The organism is Pseudomonas sp. HY7a-MNA-CIBAN-0227 (genome assembly GCF_040310325.1).
Lineage (GTDB): Bacteria > Pseudomonadota > Gammaproteobacteria > Pseudomonadales > Pseudomonadaceae > Aquipseudomonas.
The window spans coordinates 231137-257452 of the sequence record NZ_JBEOPT010000007.1; the positions used below are offsets into that span (position 1 = coordinate 231137).

The following is a 26316-nucleotide window of genomic DNA, read 5'->3' on the forward strand; positions in this document are numbered from 1 at the left end:
TACTGGGTATCTGCCTCGATCCCCAAGGAACTCACCTCTCATGACCCAGCCCAAGCGCGGTGCAATTCATGAATTGTTCACCCTTCTGAAACCCTTTCGACTGGTGGTTGCCCTGTCCATCGCGCTGGGCATGGTCGGCGGCCTGAGCGTGACGGTGCTGCTGGCAACGATCAACAACGCCCTGCACTCAGAAACAGGCCTGACCCAAGGAGTCGTGGCACTGTTTGTCAGCCTGTGCGTACTGGCCTTGATCAGCGCGATCTGCTCGGACATCGGCACCAACTACGTCGGCCAGCACATCATCGCCAAGCTGCGCAAAGAGCTGGGCGAGAAAGTGCTGTCGGCGCCCATCGAACAGATCGAACGCTATCGCAGCCACCGATTGATCCCGGTGCTGACCCACGACGTCGACACCATCAGCGACTTCGCCTTTGCCTTCGCCCCGCTGGCCATTTCCCTGACGGTCACCCTCGGCTGCATGGGCTATCTGGCGATGTTGTCGTGGCCAATGTTCCTGCTGATGGTGGTGGCCATCGTCATCGGAACCGTGGTTCAGTACCTGGCACAAGGCGCGGGAATCAAGGGTTTCATGGCGGCGCGGGATGCCGAAGACGATCTGCAAAAGCACTACAACGCTATCGCTGAAGGCGCCAAGGAACTGCGCATCCACCGCCCACGTCGCCAGCGCATGTTTGTCTCGGGCATCCAGTCCACCGCCGACTTCATCTGCAAGACTCAGGTGCGCTCGATCAACACCTTTGTCATCGCCAAGACCTTCGGCTCGATGCTGTTCTTCGTGGTCATCGGCCTGGCCCTGGCCCTGCAAACCCTCTGGCCTAGCGCTGATAAAAGCGTGATGAGCGGTTTCGTGCTGGTGCTGCTGTACATGAAAGGCCCGTTGGAGCACCTGATCGGCACCCTGCCCATTGTCAGTCGTGCGCAGATTGCCTTTCGCCGCATCGCCGAGCTGTCAGAACAGTTTTCCTCGCCGGAGCCGCACCTGCTGCTCAACGACCAGGGCGACAAGGCCAGCCCGGTGCATAGCCTGGAGCTGAACAACGTCAGCTATGCGTTCCCTGAAGTACCGGGCAGCGATCCATTCCGCCTGGGGCCGGTCAACCTGAGCATTCGTCAGGGCGATATCGTGTTCATCGTCGGTGAAAATGGTTGTGGCAAAACCACCCTGATCAAGTTGCTATTGGGGCTGTATGCGCCGCAGCAGGGGGAAATCCGCCTCAACGGCCAGGCCATCGTCGCCGCGAATCGCGACGACTACCGCCAACTGTTCACCACGGTGTTTGCCGACTACTACCTGTTCGATGACGTGGTCCGGGGTGACCAGCAAATTCCCGAAGACGCCAACAAATACCTGGAACGCCTGGAGATTGCCCACAAGGTCAGCGTCAAGGACGGCAATTTCACCACCACCGACCTGTCCACCGGCCAGCGTAAACGCCTGGCCCTGGTCAACGCCTGGCTGGAAGAGCGCCCGGTGCTGGTGTTCGATGAATGGGCGGCGGACCAGGACCCGACCTTCCGGCGGATTTTCTATACCGAGTTGTTGCCGGACCTCAAGCGCCTGGGCAAGACCATCATCGTCATTTCCCACGATGACCGTTACTTCGACGTCGCGGACCAACTGGTAAGAATGGAATCCGGGCGCGTCATGGTCGAGGCAGAAGTGGCCTGACCCCAGCCCTGCGGATCGATCGAAGCCCCTGGAAACAAGTGTTCCAGGGGCTTTTTTTGTGCACCGACTAAATTGCTGAAGATCCGGCTCGTCTTTTACAGCAGCACACAAACATACCGGTGCCTTCACCCGCGGCTTTCAATATTTTTCCCCTGTTTTGGTTTTTTTGGAGAACTTTCCATCCGGTTTTGCGCTCGCGATGCGTCTAATAATAATTCTTATTAACAAAAACTCTGACCACACTTCTCTGGAGCCCCTTCACGCGATGAACACCTCAATCCTGCGCCGTCCCGTCCTGGCGACCCAAGCTCAGCGACCGATCTTCAAGCGGACCCTGCTGTCCAGCGCCGTACTGAGCATGGCCATGGCCGCTACCCAGTCCCAGGCCGCTCCGGTGCCGTTGAATATCCCTGCACAACCGCTGTCCAGCGCCTTGCAGTCACTGGGTCAGCAAGCCAACGTGCAGATTCTGTACGGGCAGGACACGGTTATCGGGCTTCAATCCAAACCGGTGAATGGCACGCTGGAGCCAGCACAGGCGCTGGAAACCCTGTTGCAGGGCAGCGGCATCAACTATTCGCAGACGGGTAATACCATTTCGCTAACCCCGGCCAGTACCGACGCAGCGCTGCAACTGAACGCCATCAGCATCTCCGGCAAGGCGCCGGGTTCGACCACCGAAGGCACCGGTTCCTACACCACGGACTCGTCCAGCAGTTCGACGCGGCTGAATATCCCCCTGAAGGAAACGCCACAGTCGATCACGGTCATTACCCAGCAACGAATCCAGGATCAGCACCTGACCAACCTCACCGACACCCTTGAGGCCGTTTCGGGCATCACCGTGGTGCGTGAAGGCCTGGGTGCCGACTCGGACGCCTACTACTCCCGCGGCTTTCAGATCAACAACTATGAAATCGACGGTGTGCCCACTTCCTCGCGCCTGGACAACTACACCCAGAACACCGCCATGTATGACCGCATTGAAGTGGTCCGTGGCTCTACCGGCTTGATCAGCGGCATGGGCGATCCGTCCGCGACCATCAACATGATCCGCAAACGCCCCACTTTTACCCCGAAACTGGTCATCGGCGGTGAAGCCGGCAGTTGGGATCGCTACGGCACCAGCGTCGACGTGTCCGGCCCGCTGACCGAAACCGGTAACATCCGCGGCCGCCTGGTCATGGACTACAAGACCCAGGGCGCCTGGGTCGACCGTTTCAAGCAGGACCGCAACCTGGTCTACGGCATCACCGAGTTTGACCTGAGCGAAAGCACCCTGCTCACCGCAGGCTTCAGCTACCTGACCGTACACACCAACCAGCCTCCGCGCAGCGGCTTCCCGCTGACCTACAGCAACGGTAACAAAACCGACCTCAAGCGCGCCTTCAACACCTCTGCCGACTGGTCCTACTTCGATCACGAACAGACCACCTTCTTCACCTCCATCGAACACCAGTTCGATAACGGTTGGAGCGGCAAGGCCGAATACAGCCGCAACGAAAACAAGTACGACTCGGAGATCGTCTTCCTCGCCGGCAGCATCGACCAGAACACCGGCCTGGGTGGCTACGTGATGCCGAACAAGTTCAAGGGCAACCCTGTACAGAACGCCGTCGACGCGTACCTCACCGGTCCTTTCCAGTTGTTTGGTCGCGAACACGAGCTGATTACTGGCGTCACCCTGTCGCAGATCCGTAACGAAGATGCCCCGGACTACGGCGGCTGGATACGCCCCGGCAACTCTGCCGGCTACAACGGGACCATCGGCCCGATCAACGACTGGAACGGCAACGTCGCCAAGCCGGACTTCGTCAAGCAAGGCGAGCAGAACTTCAAGGAAAACCAGTACGCGGCCTACATGACCTCGCGCTTTCACCTCAACGACGATACCACCCTGATCGTCGGCGGCCGGGTGATCGACTGGAAACAGGACGATGAAACCCGCTATTACTCCGGCGACGTCAGCCAGAACAAGCGCACGGAAACCGGGGTCGTGATTCCCTACGCCGGCCTGGTGTATGACCTGAGCGAAATCTGGTCGGTGTATGCCAGCTACACCAAGATTTTCAACCCGCAGTCCCTGGAGTCGGTCAGCGGTGCCTACCTGGACCCTCTAGAAGGCACTGGCTACGAAGCCGGGGTCAAGGCGGCCCTCAACGACGGCAAGCTCAATACCAGCCTCGCCTTGTTCAAGGTTGAGCAGGACAACCTGGGTGTCTACGACGGCACCAACTCGACGCCTTCCGGCTCGCAGGCCTACAAAGCCTCCAAGGGTACGACCTCCCAGGGCGTGGAATGGGAGTTCAACGGCGAACTCGCCCAAGGTTGGCAAGCGGCGGGTGGCTATACCTATAGCGTCAGCACCGATCAGGATGACAAGCGGATTGCCACCCAGATCCCGCGTCACAGCCTCAAGGCATTCACCAGCTACCGCCTGACAGGGCCTCTGGACAAGGTCACAGTCGGTGGTGGTTTCAACTGGCAGAGCAAATCGGGCTTTGACCTCAAAACCAACGAGCAGAAGCCCTACACCGTCGCCAACCTGATGGCGCGCTACGACATCTCGGAAAACCTGTCGGCCTCGGTAAACCTGAACAACGTGTTCGACCAAGAGTATTCCACTACCACCACCGGTGGCGTCTGGGGCGCTCCGCGTAACTTCATGACATCGTTCAAGTACACCTACTGATCCATCCTCGGGCCTCGTTCCTTGTGGAACGAGCGCCCATGAAAAAAGCGCATCAGCCTGGCTGATGCGCTTTTTTTGTTTGTGCTAAACGGCCGCCAAAAATCAAACCAAACCAAACACCCGGCGCAAAGCCCCTCCAATCTCCTGCTGAGCCTCTTCAGCCTCATCAATGATCGCGCCCATGCGCAAAAAGTCATGGGTCATGCCGGGATAAACCGTTACGTTCACCGTCGCCCCCGCCTCACGCAAATGCGCCACATACGCCAAACACTCGTCATGCAAGGGATCGCATTCGCCAAGGATCATCAAGGTCGGCGCCAGCCCCTCGGGCACCGCGCCCAACAGCGGCGAAAAACGAGGGTCCTGACGGTCAGCCAGCTCCCGCTGATACAACCCGTAGAACCACTCCAACGTGTCCTTCTCCAGCAAATACCCCGTGGCATACCGCTTCAGGGAAGCAGTGCTGCGGCTGGCATCCGTCACCGGATAGATCAGCACCTGCAAACGCGGCTGAACCGGCGCACTATTACGGGCCAGTTGCGCCGCCAACACTGCCACCAGACTGCCGCCCACGCTGTCGCCAGCCAGCGCCAATCGCTGCGTATCGATACCCAGCCCGGTGCCCTCTTCCACCAGCCAGTGCCAGGCATCTTCGGCGTCCTCGGCCGCCGTGGGAAAACGCCACTGCGGCGCCAGTCGATACGCCACCGACAACACCGCGCAGCCGGCACTTTCGGCCAAGGCCCGGCACAACGAATCATGGGAGTTGAGGCTGCCCACCACATAGCCGCCGCCATGCAAGTACAACAACGCCGGGGCCGGCGCGGCAAGATCAAGGCGGCTGGCGCTGTACAGACGGGCCGGCAGTGGCTGGCCGTCGCGGCTCAGGATATCGAGGCTGTCCACCTGCTCCAGGTCGGCGGCGCCGGCGTCCATCATTTGCGACGACAGGTCAAATTGTTCGCGGGCCTGCTGCGGCGACAGTTGATGCATGGCCAGGTTTTTCCCCGTGGCCCGGCCGCTGCCCACCAGTTCAAGAAAAGCAGCAATATCAGGATTCAATGACATACAAGGCACTCTGTAGTACCGGGCAGACCTGAGGTCTCGCCCGGTGTGTATTCAGGGTTTCAAAGGACCGCAACCGGTTCCGCCAGGGCGTCCACCAGCCACGCCAACAATTGTTCGGAGCGCGGCACTTCAAAGTGACCACAATCGAGCAGATAACCGGCGGTGGGCTGCTCAAGCTGCCCGGCCAAGCGTATCGCCTCTTCGCCGCGACCTGCCGTCCACCAACACTGGGGACGAACCTTGAGCGGCTCGCACGCCGCCAGTTGCAGCGAGCGCTGCTTGAGGTGTCGTGCCACGGTAAACACCTGGGCCAACTCGTCGGCGCCGAAGCCTGGCCGGGTCGCATCGCTACCCTCCCGCGCCAGGGCGTCGGCCAACAGCTGGCGCAGGTTTTGCGCAGTCTCAGTGCCAGACAGCTTCAGGTGTCGGGAAAGGTCGAAGCGAGTCACTTCGATGAACTCGCGCAGATCCGCCTGCCAGTCATCCACCGGCACCGATGGCTCGCCAGGCACATACGCATCCAGCAAACCCAGCAGTTCCACTGTCTGGCCCTGGCGTTGCAACTCTGCGCTCATCAACGACGCCAGCGTGCCACCCAAGGACCAGCCGATCAGGTGGTAAGGCCCCTCGGCTTGCTGCTGACGCAGATAAGCGACGTAGTCGCGAGCCATGCTGTGCAGCGACTCGTCCTGCCAGAGCGGATCAAGCAGCATCCGCGACTGAATGGCGATCACCTGTCGCTGGCCGGACAGTGCCCGTGCCAGCGGCTCGTAATCGAACACCGTGCCAAAGCCCGCATGCACACAGAACAGCGGCGAGCGCCCGGCCACGGCAGGGCTGAGGACCAGTAGCGGTGAACGTTGCACAGCGGCCGAAGCATCGGCGGTCAACTCGCCAATGGTCGGCTTCTGCATCAAGTCCCGCAGCTTGAGGCTGAACCCCTGATTTTTCAGCACACGGGAGCGGGCCACCAGTTGCAGGCTGAGAATCGAGTCGCCGCCCAGTTCGAAGAAGTTGTCATCCAAGCCGACACGCTCCACCTTGAGCAAGGTCTGCCACAGTTGCGCCAGGGCCTTTTGCACCTCGGTCACCGGCGCGACGTAGCCGCCGGTGGCGAGATTGGCGGACGGCTCCGGCAACGCCTTGCGATCCAGCTTGCCGTTCGGTGTCAGTGGTAACTGCTCCAGGCGGATCAAGTGGGTCGGCACCATGTAGTCGGGAAGCGTCTGCTGCAACTGCTCCCGCAGGCGCTGGACGAGGCCTTGATCGACCGCGCTGTCGGCGGCAATTACATAACCCAGCAATTGCTTGCCACTACCGGCGTCACGGGCAATGACCACCGCTTCGCGCACCTCGGCGCTGTCTTTGAGGCATGCCTCGACTTCGCCCAGTTCGATACGGAAGCCACGGATCTTCACTTGCTGGTCAATACGCCCCAGGTAATCGGTCGTACCGTCTGCCCGCTGGCGAACCAGGTCGCCGGAACGGTACAGGCGTGCGCCGTCGAGGCTGTAAGGATCGGGAACAAAGCGCTCGGCGGTCATCGCCGGCCGGTTCAGATACCCTCGGGCCAGCCCCTCGCCGCCCAGATACAACTCACCGGCAAGACCGCTCGGCAACAGGTTGAGGTCCATGTCCAGCACATGGGCGCTGCGATTGCCGATACGGCTGCCAATCGGCGCATAGGCGGCGCCGCAAACGTCCTGTGGCCCGGCTTTCCAGATCAACGGTGTCACCACCGTCTCTGTCGGGCCATAGCCATTGATGATGAACTGCGGGCGCAAGGCGCGCTGGGCCAGGTCGAAACTGGCCTGGGGCACCGCATCGCCACCGAAGCAGTAGATGCGCACTGGCGGCGGGTTGCCATCGCGCTCGGCCTGTTCGGCCAGCTGTTGCAGGTACACCGGCGGGAACGCCGCCACCGTCACGCCATGCTCATGCATGGCCGCGTAGGTCTGCTCCGGGGTCCACAGGCTGTCATCGCGAATCAACAGCCGGCCACCATGGGTCAAGGTGGTCAGCCAGCGCTCGTGAGCACCGTCGAAGGCGAACGACATAAAGTGCAACTCACAGTCATTCGGACTCATCTCATAGCGCTCGCCGATGGCCTGGCAGTGCATGGCCAGAGGACCGTGACTGACCGCCACGCCCTTGGGCTGCCCGGTGGAACCGGAGGTGTAGATCACGTACGCGAGATTTTCCCCGTGCACCGTCACCGCAGGCGCAGTGTCCGGTAAACCATCGAGCGTCAGTTGGTCGAGTTCCAGTACATGAACGTTGGCCGGAATCGGCAACTGCCCACGTAACAAGCTGTCGGTCAACAGCAGCGCAATACCCGAGTCCTGCATCATGTAGGCCAGGCGTTCGCGTGGATAACTGGCATCCAGCGGCACATACGCGCCACCGGCCTTGAGCACCGCCAACAGCGCGACGATCATGGTTTCGCTGCGCGGCAAGGCCACGCCGACCCGCACATCCGGGCCCACGCCCTCGGCGATCAGGGCCCGGGCCAAACGGTTGGCGCGGGTTTGCAGCGCGGCAAATGACAGGCGCCGCTCGGCAAACAGCACCGCCGGAGCATCGCCCTGGGCCGCCGCCAACTGGCTGATCTGTTCATGCACCCAGCCCGACTCACGCACCGCTGCCGCAGCCTGCACCGCTGACGGTGTGGCAGGCAGACCGATGGCGCCCAGGCGTTGCCCGGCGTCGCTGGCCAGGCGCTGGATCAGTCCTTCCATATTGGCGCGAATGCCTTCCACCACGGCATCACTGAAGTGTTCCTGCAGGTACATGTATTCGATCACCAGACCGTCTTCGAGGGTGACCATCAAGTCCATCGGGAAGTCCGTCAACCCGGCACTGGCGCTGTCGCCGAACGCCAGGCTGTCGTCCTGCCATTGGCGCAGGGCCTGGTCGATCGGCTGGTTCTCGAAGACGATAATACTGTCGAACAACGCCTGCCCGGCCTTGCCGGCCCAACGCTGGATATCGGCCAGCGGGGTGTATTCGCGCTCGCGCATGTCCAGGTTGTAGGCCTGCAACTGGCGCAGCCAATCACCAACGCAGTGGTGCGGGGTGATTTCCTGGATCACGGGCAAGGTATTGATGAACAGCCCCAAAATTCGCTCGGAACCCGGCAGGCTGGCCGCCCGTCCCGACACCGTGGCACCGAATGCCACGCTGCGCTGACCACTGTAACGGCTCAACAGCAACAACCAGGCCGCCTGCACCAGGGTGTTCAACGTCACTTTCTGGCTTTGGGCAAAGCCCTTGAAGCCTTCGGTGGTGGCGCTGTCGAAACGGCTGTAAAGCGCCTTGTGGCCCTTGCCCTGACGAACCGCCGCAACCGTATCGGCCAGGTAGGTCGGCTGATCCAGCACCGCCAACTGTTGGCGCCAGAACTGCTCGCCCGCCTGGGCATCCTGGCGTTGCAGCCAGCTGATGTAGTTTTCGTACGGCAATGCCGGCGCCAATGCCTGCCCGGAATACTCGGCCAGCACTTCACCGATCAACTGGGAGATGCTCCAGCCATCGATGAGGATGTGATGATAGGTCCAGATCAACTGATGGCGCTGGTCGTCCAGGCGCACCAGGATAATCCGTTGCAGCGGTGGCTGATTGAGGTCAAAACCCTGGACTCGTTCACTCGCCGCCAATGCCTGCACACGTCGTTCAGGTTCAACTTCGTCGCGCCAGTCGAGCTCGCGCAGCGGCACCTCCAGATGATCCATGACAAATTGCAGCGGCTGCTCAAGGTCTTGCCAGACGAAGCCGGTGCGCAGGATTGGATGGCGGGCGAACGCCACTTCCCAGGCCCGCTTGAAGCGCTCCACCTGCAAGCCCTTGACCGGCAGGCTTAGTTGGTTGACGTACAGCTCGGCATCCGGAGCATTGAGGCCCAGGAACAGCATGCCCTGCTGCATCGGCGACAGCGGGTAAAGGCTTTGCACCTGTGCCATCGGGATCGGCAACGCCTGCACCTGCTCGGGGCTGAGGCTGTGCAGTACCTGATCCGCTACATGCTCGAGCTCAGGCTCGGCGCCGTCCAGGTTCACCACTCGCAGGGCCAAAGCTCGAATATTCGGGTGCTGGAACAAATCCTTCGGGCTCAAGCCCAGACCCGCTTCCCGGGCGCGGCTGACCACCTGAATCGACACAATCGAATCACCGCCCAGTGCGAAGAAGTTATCGGTGACCCCCACCTGCTCCCGGCCCAGCACCCCTTGCCAGATAGCCACCAGCGCCTGCTCGGCGGCGGTACTCGGTGCTACATAGGCCTCCTGGACCTGATCCGGTGCCGGCAAGGCCTTGCGATCCAGCTTGCCATTGGCCGACAGCGGCAGATGCTCCAGCGCTACCCATTGGCTCGGCACCATGTAATCCGGCAGGCAGGCGTGCAGATGCTCGGTGAGGATTTGACGCCAATCAGCGTCAACCGAAGGTTCCAGTACCACATAACCCACCAGTTGCTTGCCGTCGCGGGCCAGCACCACGGCTTCGCGCACCGCCTCGTGTTCCAGCAGCCGCGCTTCGATTTCCCCCAGCTCGATACGCAAGCCACGGATCTTCACTTGATGGTCGATACGCCCGGCGTATTCGATCACGCCATCGGCGCGGTAGCGGGCCAGGTCGCCGCTGCGGTACAGGCGCTCGCCGGCCACAAACGGGCTGGCGATAAAACGTTCGGCGGTCAGGCTTGGGCGACGGTGGTAACCCCGCGCCAGGCCGATGCCGCCCAGGTAAAGCTCACCCACTACGCCGACTGGCAGCGGTTCAAGGCTGCTGTCGAGGATGTAGGTGGCCAGGTTGGCAATCGGCTGACCAATCGGCACGCTGTCGCGGCCTTCGTCGGTGCAAGTCCAGTAGGTCACGTCGATAGCCGCTTCGGTCGGGCCGTACAGGTTGTACAGGCCGGCATTCGGCAGCTTGGCAAACACTTGTTGCTGGATATCCACCGCCAGCGCTTCACCACTGCAGACGATGCGCTTGAGGCTGGTGCAACTGTGGACGGATTCGTCCTGCAAGAACGCCTGCAACATCGACGGTACAAAGTGCAAGGTGCTGATCTGCTCGCGGTTGATCAACGCCACCAGCTTGGCGGGGTCGCGGTGATCACCCGGTGCGGCAACCACCAGCCGAGCACCGGTCATCAGCGGCCAGAAAAACTCCCACACCGAGACGTCGAAGCTGAACGGGGTTTTCTGCACCACGGTGTCGCTGGCGGCCAGGCCATAGGCCTGTTGCATCCAGCACAGACGATTGGTCAGGGCGACGTGGCGGTTGCCGGCGCCTTTGGGTTTACCGGTGGAACCGGAGGTGTAGATCACATAGGCGAGGTTTTCGCCGGTCACGCCCACCGATGGGTTGGTGGTGCTGTAGCCCGCCAGCCAGTCGCCCGGTTGATCCAGGGCCACGGTGTGCATTGCGTCAGTCAAGGGCAGGCGTTGCAGCAACGCGGTTTGCGTCAGCAGCAGGTTCACGCCGCTGTCTTCAAACATGTAGCTCAGGCGATCCTGAGGGTAATCCGGGTCCAGCGGCACATAGGCACCGCCAGCCTTGAGGATTGCCACCAGCGCCAGCACCATTTCGGTAGAGCGCTCGGCCGCCACGCCCACCAACACATCCCGGCCAACGCCCTGTTCAATCAGGTAGTGAGCGAGCTGGTTGGCGCGGTCGTTGAGCTGGCGATAGCTCAAGCGCTCTTCGCCAAAGGCCAAGGCCTGCGCATTCGGGGTTTTCTCGACCTGGGTTTCGATCAGCTGTTGCACCGTTTGCTGCAACGGGTATTCGGTGGTGGTGGTGGTGGTGGTGGTGGTGTTCCAGCCCTCGATCAACCGTTGGCGCTCAGCCACCGGCAACAGGTCGATATCACCCAGCAACGTATCAGCCTCCAGACAACCCAGCAGGTGGATCATCCCCGTCGCAATCTGCTCGATAGCGCCTTCGCTGAAACTGCCCAGATCAAAACTAAAATGCAGCGACAAGCGTTCGCCCATATTCACCAACACCGTCAACGGGTAGTTGGTCTGTTCATGGTTGGCCACCGTGCCAAAGCGCAGGCCACCGGTTGCGCCCTGCTCCAAAGCCTCGGACACCGGGTAGTTCTCGAACACCAGAATGTTATCGAACAGCGCTTCACCGCCCTGCCCGGCCCAGCGCTGAATGTCGAACAGCGGCGTGTGCTCCTGCTCACGCAGGGCGAAATTCTGTGCCTGCAATTGCTCCAGCCATTCACCCAAACGCTGCTCGGGCCGTGGGCTGGCGACCACAGGCAAGGTGTTGATAAACAGGCCGATCTGCTGCTCGACACCCGGCAATTCTGCCGGACGCCCAGACACCGTGGCACCAAAGGCCACCGCGTCCTGACCGGTATAGCGTTGCAACAGCAGCAGCCAGGCCCCTTGCACCAATGTGTTGAGGGTGACTTTCTGCTGGCGGGCAAACTCGCCCAGCTGTTGGGTAAAGCTGCGGTCCAGTACACGGACCTGCTCGGCATGACCACTGCCCAGGCTTTCGACACCATGACTGACACTGTGGGCCAGCCGCGTCGGCTCATTGAGCGGCGCCAATTGCTGCTTCCAGAACGCCTCACTCACCGCTCGATCCTGGCGTTGCAGCCAGGCGATGTAGTCGTGGTAGCGTCCGGCAAATGGCGCCACCGCCTCTCCGGCATAGCGCTGCAACACCTCGCCGAACAACTGCGCGTTGCTCCAGCCGTCGAGCAGGATGTGATGGTTGCTGTAGATCAGGTGATAGCGGTCTTCGCCTGTGCGCACCAGCGTCAGGCGCAACAGCCCCGGCTGCTGCAAATCGAAAGGCTGTTCGCGCTCGCCCAGGGCCAGGGCATCCAGGGCCTGGTCAAGATCGGTACGGGACTGCCAGTCGAGCACGCTCAACGGCACGCTCACGTGTTTGTGTACCACCTGCACCGGCCGTTCGAACGAGCCCTGCCAAAGAAAACTGCTGCGCAGGATGTCATGCTCGTCCAGCGCCGCCTGCCAGGCCGCACGGAAGGTCTCAACCTGCAAGCCGTCGACATCGACCCGCAACTGGTTGATGTAGGCGCCGCTCGCCTGCTCGTACAGGCTGTGGAACAGCATGCCGTGTTGCATCGGCGACAGTGGGTAAATGTCGGCAACCGCGCTGGCTGGCAACGGCAGGCTGTCCAACTGCTCCTGACTCAAGCCAGCCAGGGGGAAGTCGGACGGCGTGACCGCACCGTGCACGCCATCGCAGCAATGGGCGATCAGTGCGCTCAGTTCCTGGGCATAGTCGTCCGCCAGGGCCTGGATGGTTTGGCTGTCGAACATCTTCTGGCTGAAGGTCCAGCTCAGGCTCAATTCGCCGCCATAGACCTGGCTGTTGAGGGTCAGCCAATTGGCCAGGTTGGCGGCGGCGCTTTGCTCGGCGCCGGCCGACTCACTGGCAGGCACGAACAAGGCAGCGTCATCAAACTGGCTGTCGAACTGCCCCAGGTAGTTGAAGGTAATACGTGGCATCGCCAGGGCACTCAAGGCGACCTTGCTCGCCTCATCCCCCAGGTAACGCAGCGCACCAAAACCAATACCTTTGTGTGGGATTGCCCGCAGTTGCTCCTTGATCGCCTTGATTGATGCGCCAAGGTCATCCTGAGTGTGCAAACGCACCGGGAACAGGCTGGTGAACCAACCCACGGTACGGGTCAGGTCGAGGTCTTCGAACAGATCCTCACGGCCATGACCTTCCAGGGCAATGCTGCTGGCCGACTGGCCGGTCCAGCGGCTGATCACCCGCGCCAGCGCGGTCAACAGCAGATCGTTGACCTGGGTGCGGTAGGCCGCAGGGGCCTGTTGCAACAGCTGGCGCGTGAGGGTGGCATCCAGTTGCGTCTGGATCGTCACGGCGTGGCGATTTTCCAGGCTCGCGTCGCTATGGTCGCAAGGCAACTCGCTGCCCGCTTGCAACTGGGCCTGCCAGAACGGCAACTCTTGTTGCACCACCTCGCTACGGGCATACGCCTGCAAGTGCTCTGCCCAGTGTTTGATAGCACTGCTCTTGGCCGGCAAGCGCACAGGCTGGCCCGTTTGCGCTTGCTGATAGGCCACTTGCAGGTCTTCCAACAGGATGCGCCAGGAAACGCCATCCACCACCAGGTGGTGGATGATCAACAGTAGACGCTGGCTGCCATCGGCCAAAGTCGCCAGCAGTGCGCGCAGCAACTGGCCGTCTTGCAGGTTCAAGCTGCGCTGGGCTTCAAGGCCATACACGGCAAGGTCCTCTGCATGCTCAAGGCTGACTTGCCACACGCGTTGCGCTTGCGCTTGCACTTCACCGAAGCGAGCCGTCCAGCCCGACGCCTGCTCGGTAAAGCGCAGGCGCAAGGCGTCATGGTGGGCACAGACCGCGTTCAAGGCCTGCTCCAGCGCCGAGCCATCAAGGGCCTGACGCGGCGTGAGCAGGACCGACTGGTTCCAGTGATGCTGTTCGGGAATCGCTTGCTCGAAGAACGTCTGTTGCATCGCCAGCAACAGGGTTTCACCGGTGACCGGCGACTGATCGATAACCAGCGCACTGACACCGGTTTTCGCCACCGTGGCCAGGCCCTGCACGGTCGGGTGCTGGAACAGGTCCTTGGGCGTGAAACGGATACCCGCCTGACTGGCACGGCTGACCACCTGGATGGAGACAATGGAGTCACCGCCCAAGGCGAAGAAGTTGTCGGTGACACCGACCTGCGCAAGACCCAGCACCGTTTGCCAGATGGCAACCAGTGTGGCCTCGACATCATTGACCGGCGCCACATAGGCCTGGGCCTGAACAGCCTCCGGCAGCGGCAGTAGATTGCGCGCCAGCTTGCCGTTGGGGCTCAGGGGCATCTGCTCCAGCAACAGGATCGACGCCGGCACCATGTATTCCGGCAACTCTTGCAGCAGGTAGGTCTTGAGCAGTGTCAGGTAATCGGTCTGGTTCAAGTCAGCATCGACAGGTACCACATAACCCACCAGACGCTTGCCGGCAGGACCGTCCTGCGCCAGCACCACCGCTTCGCGCACTGCCTCGTGTTCCAGCAGCCGCGCTTCGATTTCCCCCAGCTCGATACGCAGGCCGCGGAGCTTCACTTGATGGTCGATACGCCCGGCGTATTCGATCACGCCATCGGCGCGGTAGCGGGCCAGGTCGCCGCTGCGGTACAGGCGCTCACCGGCCACAAATGGGCTGGCGATAAAACGTTCGGCGGTCAGGCTTGGGCGACGGTGGTAACCCCGCGCCAGGCCGATACCGCCCAGGTACAACTCACCCACCACGCCGACTGGCAGCGGTTCAAGGCTGCTGTCCAGAATGTAGGTGGTCAGGTTGGCAATCGGCTGACCAATCGGCACGCTATCGCGGCCTTCGTCGGTGCAAGTCCAATAGGTCACGTCGATGGCCGCTTCAGTCGGGCCGTACAGGTTGTAAAGACCGGCTTGCGGCAACTTGGCGAAGACTTGCTGCTGGATATCCACCGCCAGGGCTTCACCGCTACACACGATGCGCTTGAGGCGGGTGCAGCTGTGAACGGATTCGTCCTGCAAGAACGCCTGCAACATCGACGGTACAAAGTGCAAGGTGCTGATCTGCTCGCGGTTGATCAACGCCACCAGCTTGGCGGGGTCGCGATGGTCACCCGGTGCGGCAACCACCAGTCGAGCACCGGTCATCAGCGGCCAGAAGAATTCCCACACCGAAACGTCGAAGCTGAACGGGGTTTTCTGCACCACGCTGTCGCTGGCATCCAGGCCATAGGCCTGCTGCATCCAGCACAGGCGGTTGGTCAGGGCGACGTGGCGGTTGCCGGCACCTTTGGGTTTGCCAGTGGAGCCCGAGGTGTAGATCACGTAGGCGAGGTTTTCGCCGGTCACGCTCACTGATGGATTGACGGTGCTGTAACCCGCCAGCCAGTCGCCCGGTTGGTCCAGGGCCACGGTGTGCATCGCGTCAGTCAAGGGCAGGCGTTGCAGCAACGCGGTTTGCGTCAGCAGCAGGTTTACGCCGCTGTCTTCAAACATGTAGCTCAGGCGATCCTGCGGGTAATCCGGGTCCAGCGGCACATAGGCACCGCCAGCCTTGAGGATTGCCACCAGCGCCAGCACCATTTCGGTAGAGCGCTCGGCCGCCACGCCCACCAGCACGTCCGGGCCAACACCCTGTTCGATCAGGTAATGCGCCAACTGGTTGGCGCACTCGTTGAGCTGGCGATAGCTCAAGCGTTCTTCACCAAACGCCAACGCCGGGGCATCTGGGGTTTTCTCGACCTGGGTTTCGATCAGCTGTTGCACCGTTTGCTGCAACGGGTATTCGGTGGCGGTGTTGTTCCAGCGCGTAACCACAGCTTGGCGCTGGGCCACCGGCAACAGGTCAATTTCGCCCAACGCCCGCTCGGCGGACTCGGCCAGGCGCGCCAGCAACGTCTCCAGGCAAGCCGCCAGCTCAACGATGGCCGCACCGTTGAATTTCGCCTCGATATAGCTGAACTGGAATGCCAACTGCTCGCCCACATTGACCATCAAGGTCAGCGGGTAGTTGGTGCGTTCATGGCTGTGAACGGCACCGAAGTTCAGTTCATCGGGCTCGCCTTGTTGCAGCGCTTCGGACACCGGGTAGTTTTCAAACACCAGAATGTTATCGAACAGGGCTGCACCACCCTGCCCGGCCCAGCGCTGGATATCGAACAGCGGCGTGTGTTCATGCTCGCGCAACGCCAGGTTCTGCGCCTGCACCACTTGCAGCCATTGGGCGACGCTTTGTTCAGGCATCGGGCTGGCGATCACCGGCAAGGTATTGATGAACAGGCCGATCTGTTGCTCCACGCCTTTGAGTTGTGCTGGGCGCCCGGACACTGTCGCACCGAAGGCCACGGCCGGCTGGCCGATATGACGCTGCAACAGCAGCAGCCAGGCGGCCTGGACCAAGGTGTTGAGGGTCACCTTGTTGGCCCGGGCAAAATCGCCCAGGTGCTGGGTCTGTTGAAGATCCAGGACCAGGAAGTGATCGGCATAACCACTGGCCGAAACCGTGGCGTGTTTGTCATGGGCCAGCGCTTCGGCCAGCCGGGTCGGCTCACTGAGCGGTGCCAGTTGCTCGCGCCAGAACTGCTGGCTGAGGCCACTGTCCTGGGCCTGCAACCAACCGATGTAGTCACGATAGCGCCCAGGCTGGTTTGCCGGGGCTTGGCCGCTGTAACGTTGCAGGACCTCGCCCAGCAATTGCGAGCTGCTCCAGCCGTCCATCAACAGGTGATGGCTGGTGAAAATCAGGTGATGACGGGTGTCGCCGATCCGTACCAATTGCAGGTTGAGCAACGGTGCCTGGGCCAGTTCAAAGCCTTGCTGACGCTGTTGATCGGCCAATTGGTCGAGGGCGGCGGGCAGGTCCTTGCGGTCTTGCCAGTCATGCAAGGCATAGGGCAACTCGACGTGCTTGAACACCACTTGCACCGGCTGCGCCAGTTCGCCTTGCCAGACAAACCCTGAACGCAGACTGTCATGGGCATCCAGCGCCGCTTGCCAGGCTTGGCGCAAGCGCTGGGGATCAAGGCCGCCGACATCCAGACGCATCTGGTTGATGTAGTCGGCACTGTCCTGTTCGTACAGTGTATGGAACAACATGCCTTGCTGCATCGGCGACAGCGGGTAGACGTCTTCGATGTTTGCCACGGCCATCGGCAGTGCATCCAGCTGTGCCTGGCTCAACCGCGCCAGCGGGAAGTCCGATGGGGTCACACCCAGGGCCTGGGTACAATGCTCGATCAACGCAGCGAGTTCCTGCTGCAAGTCATCGGCCAGGCGCTGAATGCTCGCGGTGTCAAACATCTGCGCGCTAAAGCGCCAATCCAGACTCAACTCGCCGGCATATACCTGACCGTTGAGGGTCAGCCAGTTGCCCAGCGGGGCATCAAGGCTGTGCTCGGCGCCGGCATTTTCCGCCGACGGCACAAACAATACGCCATCCGCTTCATCGAAGCTGCCGTCGAACTGGCCCAAGTAGTTGAAGGTAATGCGCGGGGTCGGCAAGCCGCGCAATGCCTGCTGCGCATCCTCGTTGCCCAGGTAGCGCAGGGCACCAAAGCCGATACCCTTCTGTGGAATGCTGCGCAGCTGTTCCTTGATCGCCTTGACCGAGTCGCCAAGGCCGGCGGCCGGCGCCAGGTTGACCGGGAACAGGCTGGTGAACCAGCCGACGGTACGCGTCAGGTCGATCTCGTCGAACAGCTCCTCGCGGCCATGGCCCTCCATCTGAATCAGCGTGGAGGCCTGCCCCGTCCAGCGGCAGATCACCCGCGCCAAGGCAGTCAGCAGCAGGTCGTTGACCTGAGTGCGATAGGCCGCCGGGGCCACCTGTAGCAATTGCCGGGTTTGGTTGCTGTCCAGTCGGGTTTGTACCGTCAATACATGGCGGCTCTGCAACCCACCCTCGGGGTGATCACACGGCAAGTGTGCGACTGCGCCCGCCAGATGGGCCTGCCAGAAGCGCAATTCGTCCTGCAATGCCGGGCTGCGAGCGTGGTCATGCAAGCGCTCGGCCCAGGTCTTGAAGGCACTGGTCTTGGCCGGCAATTGCAAGGGTTGGCCAGCGTCCAGTTGCCGATAAGCACTTTGCAGGTCTTCCAGGAGAATGCGCCAGGACACGCCATCCACCACCAGGTGATGGATCGCCACCAACAAGCGCTGGGAGCCGTCTCCCAGGGTCGCCAGCACCGCACGGATCACCACGCCGCTTGCCAGGTCCAGGGAGCGCTGGGCTTGTTCACTGAGGGTTTCCAGGGTCTGGGCATCAGCCACCGGAACCTGCCACAGCAGCGCCGTGGCGTGCAGTTGCGCAGGCGTCAGGTAACGGGCAGTCGCGTCTTCGCTAAAGGCCATGCGCAGGGCGTCGTGGTGCGACACCAGTGCCTGCAAGGCTTGCTCCAGTCGTCCGGCATCCAGTGCCGTGACAGGCTTGAGCAGAACCGATTGGTTCCAGTGGGAGCGCTCGGGGATCGCCAGTTCGAAGAACACCTGTTGCACCGGCAACAGCGGCGTTTCACCGCTCACTGGCCCCTGATCAATCTGCACCCACTGGCTGTCGGTACGGGCCACGAGCGCCAGGCTTTGTACGGTTTGGTGTTGGAACAGGTCCTTGGGCGTGAAGTGAATCCCGGCCACGCGGGCACGGCTAACCACCTGGATGGAGATGATCGAGTCGCCGCCCAGTTCGAAAAAGTTGTCGTTCAGGCCCACTTGATCCAGGCGCAGGACTTCCTGCCAGATCACCGCGATCCGTTGCTCCAGCTCGCTTTGCGGCGCCTGATAGTCGACTTGCGAGGCACCTGCCTCGGGCTTGGGCAAGGCCTTGCGGTCGAGCTTGCCATTGGGTGTCAATGGCAAGGCGCTCAGCAGCAACAGATGGGCTGGCACCATGTAGCCCGGCAACACCCGTTTAAGCTGTGCCTTGATAGCGGCCGGCTGGCGATCGTCTTGCAACAGCGCCAAATCGCTCGGCACCACATAGGCCACCAGCTGTTGCCCGCTCAAGCCCGGCTGGGCCACGACCACCGCTTCACGCACGGCCGGGTTATCTTGCAGGCGCGCTTCGATTTCCCCGAGCTCCACGCGAAAACCACGGATCTTCACCTGATGGTCGATACGCCCGATGTAATCGGTGGTGCCGTCTGCACGCTGGCGCACCAGGTCGCCGGAACGATAGAAACGCCCGCCTGGCGCGCCAAATGGGTCCGGCACAAAGCGTTCGGCGGTCATCGCCGGTCGGTTCAGGTAGCCTCGCGCCAGGCCTTCGCCGCCCAGGTACAGCTCGCCGCAAAGGCCCTGGGACAAGGGGTTGAGTTGATCGTCCAGCACGTAGGTGCTGCGATCGCCGATGCGGCTGCCAATCGGCGCATAGGCGGCGCCGCATTGCAGTTCTGGGCCGGCTTTCCAGATCAGCGGGGTGACCACCGTCTCGGTCGGACCATAGCCGTTGATGATGTGTTGTGGGCGCAGCGCGCGCTTGGCCAACTCGAAACTGGCCTGGGGCACCGCATCGCCGCCAAAGCAATAAATGCGTACCGGCGGCGGGTTGCCGTCGCGCTCGGCGTGCTCGGCCAGTTGTTGCAGGTACACCGGCGGGAACGCCGCCACGGTGACACCGTATTGGTGCATGGCAGCGTAGGTCTGCTCGGGGGTCCACAGACTGTCGTCACGCAGCAGCAGGCTGCCGCCGTGGGTCAACGAGGTGAGCCAGCGTTCATGGGCGCCATCGAAGGCAAAGGACATGAAGTGCAGTTCGCAATCCGCCGGGGTCATGGCATAGCGTTCACCAATGGCCTGGCAGTGCATGGACAAAGGCCCATGGGCCACGCTGACGCCCTTGGGCTGACCGGTGGAGCCGGAGGTGTAGATCACGTAGGCCAGGTTGTCCGGATGCAGGTCTACCACCGGCGCCGTGGCGGGCCAGTGATTGAAGTCCATCAGGTCCAGTTCCAGGGCTTGCAGGCCAGCGACGTTTGGCAACTGGCCAATGAGGCTGGAGTCGGTCAGCAGCAGCGCCACGCCCGAATCCTGCATCAGGTACGCCAAGCGCTCCCGGGGATAAGTGGCATCCAGCGGCACATAGGCACCGCCGGCCTTGAGCACGGCGAGCAACGCCACCATCAGGTTTTCGCTGCGGGGCATGGCCACCGCCACCCGCACTTCCGGCCCCACGCCTTCAGCCATCAGCGCATGGGCCAGGCGATTGGCGCGGCTATCCAATTGCCCATAGCTGAGGGTTTGGCCGTCGACGATCAGCGCGACGCTGTCCGGCGCCTGCGCGGCAATGCGCTGGTGCACAAAAGGTTGCAGGGTGTAGGGCTGCGGCGTGTTGCTCGCCCGCAAGTGGTCCCACTCGCTGGCCGTCAGCAGATCCAGAGCCCCGGTGGGCCGTTGCGCTGACTGGCGAAATTGTTCGAGCAGGTGCAGCAGTTGTGCGTTGATCCGCGCAATCACTGGCGCCGAAAAGCTCTGCAGGGCGTAGCCGTAGTGCAGGGTCAGGGTCTCGTCGAGGTTGATACCCAGGGTCAGCGGGTAGCTGGTTTGTTCCAGGGTCAGCACTTCACCGAAGCGAGGGCCACTGGTTTGCGCTTGCTGCAACGCGTCCGACAAGGGGTAGTTTTCAAATACTAGGATGCTGTCGAACAGGGCTTCACCGCCCTGCCCGGCCCAACGCTGGATATCGAACAACGGCGTGTGTTCCTGCTCACGCAGGCTCAGGTTCAGCGCCTGCACCGCTTGCAGCCATTGGCCCACGGTCTGCTGGGCCTCGCTGCCGGCGATCACTGGCAGGGTGTTGATGAACAGGCCGATTTGCTGCTCGATCCCTTGCAGCGCCGAAGGTCGACCGGACACCGTCGCCCCGAACGCCACCGTGGACTGGCCGGTGTAGCGCTGCAACAGCAGCAGCCAGGCACTTTGCACCAGGGTGTTGAGGGTGACTTTCTGTTCGCGGGCAAAGGTATTGAGACGCTGGGTGGCGGCTGCATCCAGCACATGGACCAACTCGCCATGCCCTTTGGCCCCGGCATCTCCACTGGCCAGGCTCTGGGCCAGGCGAGTCGGTGCGTCGAGGGCGGCCAGTTGCTCGGTCCAGAAGCTTTCGCTGGCCGCGCTGTCGCGACCCTTGAGCCAGGCAATGTAGTCGCGGTAACGCCCTGCCGACTGGGCCACTTCCTGGCCGGCATAGCGTTGCAGCACTTCGCCGAACAGCTGCGCGTTGCTCCAGCCATCCAGCAAGATGTGGTGGTTGGTAAAGATCAGGTGGTGGCGAGCGTCGCCGGTCTGGATCAGGCACAGACGCAGCAGCGGCGCGCGATCGAGCACAAACGCACGCTTGTGTTGCTCTTCTGCGGCGCCGTCGAGGGCCAGGGCCAGGTCATCGCGACCGCGCCAGTCGAAGGCAACAAAAGGCAGCTCGACCTGTCGTGCAATCACTTGCACCGGTTGTTCAAATACCCCCTGCCAGAGAAAGGCGCTGCGCAGGCTTTCATGGGCCGCCAGTGTGTCCTGCCAGGCGGCCTGGAAGCGCTCGCTGTCGAGCCCGTCGACATCGACCCGCAACTGGTTGATGTAGTCGACACCTTCCTGCTCGTACAGGCTGTGAAACAACATGCCCTGCTGCATTGGCGACAACGGATAGATGTCCTCGACGTCTCGCAGCGCAAAGGGCAGCACCTCCAGTTGCGCCTGGGACAGGCCGGCCAACGGGAAGTCCGAGGGGGTCACGCCGCGATGGGCCGGATCGCTGCAATGGCTGATCAGGGCCGTCAGCTCCTGTGCGTAAGCGTCGGCCAACTGTTGCACCGTGACGTCCTTGAACATCTCGCGGCTGTAGACCCACTCCAGGCTCAGCTCGCCACCATAGACCTGGCCGTTAACGGTCAGCCAGTTGCCCAAGGGCGCATCGATACTTTGCTCGGCGCCCGACGACTCGCTGGCCGGGACAAACAAGGAGGCTTCGTCGAACTGCCCGTCGAACTGACCCAGGTAGTTGAAGGTAATACGTGGTATCGGCAGCTGCGCCACGGCGGCGCGCTCATCGGACCCGCCCAGGTAACGCAGCAAGCCATAGCCGAGGCCTTTTTCCGGTACGCCGCGCAGTTGTTCCTTGATGGTTTTCAGCGACTGTTCGAGGTCGGCCGCTGGCGTCAGGCGCACCGGGAACAGGCTGGTGAACCAGCCTACGGTACGGCTCAGGTCGATTTGCTCGAAAAGGTCTTCGCGGCCATGGCCTTCCAGCTGGATAACGCTGGAGGCGCCGCCGGCCCAACGGCAAATCACTCGCGCCAGAGCAGTCAGCAACAAGTCGTTGACCTGGGTGCGATAGGCCTCGGGAGCGTCCTGCAGCAACTGCCGAGTCAGGATTGGGTCCAGGCGCGTCTGCACCGTGGCCGCATGGCGATTTTGCAGGCCGCCCTGAGGATTGTCGCAAGGCAAATCGATGAGATCGTTGCCCAGGGTCTGCTGCCAGTAGCCCAACTGCGCTTGTACGGCATCGCTGCCGGCGTACTGTTCCAGGCGCTCGGCCCAGGCTTTGAAGGCGCTGCTCTTGGGCGCCAGCTTGACGCGACTGGCCGATCCAAGCTGTTGATAGGCGCTCTGCAAGTCCTCCAACAGAATCCGCCAGGACACGCCATCGACCACCAGGTGGTGAATAGCCAGCAGCAAACGCTGACTGCCATCGGCCATCTGCACCAGCAGTGCCCGCAACAACGGGCCCTGTTGCAGGCTCAATGAACGCTGGGCCTCGTCGCAACGGGCGTGCAATTGCCCTTCATCGGCGGCTTCGGCTTGCCACAGCAACGGCTGGGTCTGTTCGACCCGAGCATGGCTGGCCTGGCCATCCGGGGTAAAGTTCAAGCGCAGGGCATCATGATGGACCACCAGCGCCTGCAAGGCCTGTTCAAGTCGCAGCGGGTCGATGGCCTGGGAAGATTTGAGCAACAGCGACTGGTTCCACTGCTGACGCTCGGGGATTTCGGTTTCAAAGAACTGCTGCTGGAACGGCAACAGTGGCGTGGCGCCGGTGACCGGTGCCTGATTGATGTGCAAGGTGCTGCCCAGTTGGGCGACACGGGCCAGGCTCTGCACGGTCTGGTACTGGAACAGGTCCTTGGGCGTCAGAATAATCCCCGCCTGGCGGGCGCGGCTGACCACCTGAATGGAGACGATGGAATCGCCGCCCAGGGCAAAGAAATTGTCGGTAATGCCCACCTGCTCGCGCTTGAGCACGTCCTGCCAGATCGTGGCGATGCGCTGCTCCAGTTCGGTGCCCGGTGCGACGTAGGCGGCCTGTTGCAGGCTCGCGTCCGGGGCAGGCAGTGCCTTGCGATCGAGCTTGCCATTGGGGCTCAGGGGCATCTGTTCGAGCAGCAGCAGATGCGCCGGCACCATGTACTCGGGCATGACCAGCCCCAGGTGCAGTTGCAGGCTGGTGCGCAGCGCTTGCTGGTCGTCATCGCTGGCGTGCAGCAGATCGGCCTGGGTTGGCACCACATAACCCACCAGACGCTTGCCGTCATGGGCCAGCACCACGGCTTCGCGCACTGCCTCGTGTTCCAGCAGCCGCGCTTCGATTTCCCCCAGCTCGATACGCAAGCCACGGATCTTCACTTGATGGTCGATACGCCCGGCGTATTCGATCACGCCATCGGCGCGGTAGCGGGCCAGGTCGCCGGTGCGATACAGCCGTTCACCGGCCACGAATGGGCAGGCGATAAAACGTTCGGCGGTCAGGCTTGGGCGACGGTGGTAACCCCGCGCCAGGCCGATGCCGCCCAGGTAAAGCTCACCCACGACACCGACTGGCAGCGGCTCAAGGCTGCTGTCGAGGATGTAGGTGGTCAGGTTGGCAATGGGTTGGCCGATGGGCACGCTGTCGCGGCCTTCGTCGATGCAGGTCCAGTAGGTCACGTCGATGGCCGCTTCAGTCGGGCCGTACAGGTTGTACAGGCCGGCATTCGGCAGCTTGGCGAAGACTTGCTGCTGGATATCCACCGCCAGGGCTTCACCGCTACACACGATACGCTTGAGGCTGGTGCAACTGCGGACGGATTCGTCCTGCAAGAACGCCTGCAACATCGACGGCACAAAGTGCAAGGTGCTGATCTGCTCGCGCTTGATCAACTCAACCAGCTTGGTGGGGTCGCGGTGATCACCCGGTGCGGCAACCACCAGTCGAGCACCGGTCATCAGCGGCCAGAAAAACTCCCACACCGAGACGTCGAAGCTGAACGGGGTTTTCTGCACCACCGTGTCGCTGGCATCCAGGCCATAGGCCTGTTGCATCCAGCACAGGCGGTTGGTCAGGGCGACGTGGCGGTTGCCGGCACCTTTGGGTTTGCCAGTGGAGCCCGAGGTGTAGATCACGTAGGCGAGGTTTTCGCCGGTCACGCTCACCGATGGATTGGCGGTGCTGTAGCCCGCCAGCCAGTCGCCCGGTTGGTCCAGGGCCACGGTGTGCATTGCGTCAGTCAGGGGCAGGCGTTGCAGCAACGCGGTTTGCGTCAGCAGCAGGTTCACGCCGCTGTCTTCAAACATGTAGCTCAGGCGATCCTGAGGGTAATCCGGGTCCAGCGGCACATAGGCACCGCCAGCCTTGAGAATCGCCACCAGCGCCAGCACCATTTCGGTGGAGCGCTCGGCCGCCACGCCCACCAGCACATCAGGGCCAACGCCCTGTTCGATCAGGTAGTGAGCGAGCTGGTTGGCGCGCTCGTTGAGCTGGCGATAGCTCAAGCGCTCTTCGCCAAAGGCCAAGGCCTGCGCATTCGGGGTTTTCTCGACCTGGGTTTCGATCAGCTGTTGCATCGTTTGCTGCAACGGGTATTCGGTGGCGGTGTTGTTCCAGCCCTCCACGAGAACCTTGCGCTCACTGGCCGCCAGCATCGGCAGCGCATCAACTCGCTGCTGCGGGACGGCCAGCATGGCGTCGAGCAGTGCCAGCCAATGAGCGGCCATGCGTTCGACGGTGGAGGCATCAAATAAGTCCGTGGCATAAATAAACGCCGCCGACAGCGCGCCGTTGTGCTCGACAGTATTGAGGGAGAGGTCAAACTGCGCCGTGGGGCTCTCCCACTCCAGCCCTTCAATCCGCAACCCTGGCAATTGCACCGAGGCGGCCTGAGGGTCCTGCGCCTTATGGTTGAACATCACCTGGAACAACGGGTTGCGACTCAAGCTGCGTTCCGGCTGGAGAACGTCCACCAGTTGCTCAAAGGGCAAATCCTGATGAGCCTGGGCATCCAGGGCGCTCTTGCGCACCTGTTGCAGCAAATGCCTGACAGTGGCGTGGCTATCCACTTCGGCGCGCAGCACCTGGGTATTGACCAGAAAGCCGATCAAGCGCTCGGTTTCACTGCGACTGCGATTGGCAATCGGCACGCCGACGCGAATATCGGACTGCCCGCTGTAGCGATGCAACAACAGCTGGAACGACGCCAGCAATACCATGAAGCCGGTGACGCTCTCTTGCTGGGTCAAGCGCTTGAGTGCTTCCAGCCGTCGACCACCCAGCTCGACTCGCACACTGGCGCCGACAAAGCTTTGCACTGCCGGGCGGGCGTGGTCGGTGGGCAACTCCAGCACCGGCTGCTCGCCGGCGAGTTGCGTCTGCCAATAGCCCAGTTGCCGCTCACGCTCACCCGCTTCCATCCAGTGCCGCTGCCACAACGCGTAATCGGCGTACTGCACCGGCAAGGGCGGCAAGCTGCCTTGGCGGCCCTGGCTGAAATCAGCGTAAAGCTGCACCAGTTCATCAGCCATGACTTGCAGGGAAGCGCCGTCACAAATGCTGTGATGCAGGGTCAGCACCAACACATGCTGGTCCGGCGCCAGGCGCAACAGGCGCGCGCGCATCAAGGGGCCGCGGGCCAGGTCAAAGGAGGCCCCGGTCTCCGCTTCAACCAGTGCCCGCAGGCCTGGCTCGCCGCTGGCAAGCCATTGGGCCTCATGGGCCTCAGCCAACAGTGGCCGGGCCACCGGGTCGCCGATGTGTTGCAGGACTTGATCGCGGTCCTGGATAAAGGTCGTGCGCAGGCTTTCGTGGCAAGCCACCAGCGTCGCCAGGCTGTTGTGCAGGGCATCGAGATCCAGTGCGCCGATCAGGCGTAAAGCCTTGGACAGGTTGTAGGCAGCACTGTCGGGGTCCAATTGCCAGAGGAACCATTGGCGCTGCTGGGCGTAGGACAGCAGTAAAGGCTCGTCGGCATCGCGTTTGAAAATAGGCGCGACACCAAACAAATTAATGCCCTTTTGCTTGAGCAGGATGGCCAGCGCCTTCCTTTCTTTCGCAGAAAGCGCTGCTACCGACTCGATTAACTTTTGCACGCCATAGCCCTCAA

4 protein-coding genes are annotated in these 26316 nt (G+C 62.1%); 2 read left to right on the plus strand and 2 right to left on the minus strand.

All coding sequences use genetic code 11. From position 1 onward, the window contains the following. Positions 1-40: 40 nt before the first annotated feature. Positions 41-1690, plus strand: coding sequence for a cyclic peptide export ABC transporter (locus tag AAEZ06_RS14575; RefSeq protein ID WP_350614937.1), 1650 nt, complete (start codon positions 41-43; stop codon positions 1688-1690). A 265-nt stretch (positions 1691-1955) separates the two neighbouring features. Beyond that, entirely contained in the window at positions 1956-4382 is a 2427-nt protein-coding gene (locus AAEZ06_RS14580; RefSeq protein ID WP_350614939.1) for a TonB-dependent siderophore receptor, read from the plus strand. Positions 4383-4484: 102 nt separating this feature from the next. Here AAEZ06_RS14580 and AAEZ06_RS14585 read toward each other — a convergent pair whose 3' ends face one another. Both AAEZ06_RS14585 and AAEZ06_RS14595 read right to left on the minus strand, forming a co-directional pair. Next, positions 4485-5450, minus strand: a complete 966-nt coding sequence (locus AAEZ06_RS14585; protein ID WP_350614941.1) for an alpha/beta hydrolase — start codon at positions 5448-5450, stop codon at positions 4485-4487. 59 nt (positions 5451-5509) lie between these two features. Further along, complete coding sequence (locus AAEZ06_RS14595) at positions 5510-26302, minus strand: non-ribosomal peptide synthase/polyketide synthase (protein WP_502948033.1); 20793 nt, start codon at positions 26300-26302, stop codon at positions 5510-5512. Between the last annotated feature and the right edge of the window lie 14 nt (positions 26303-26316).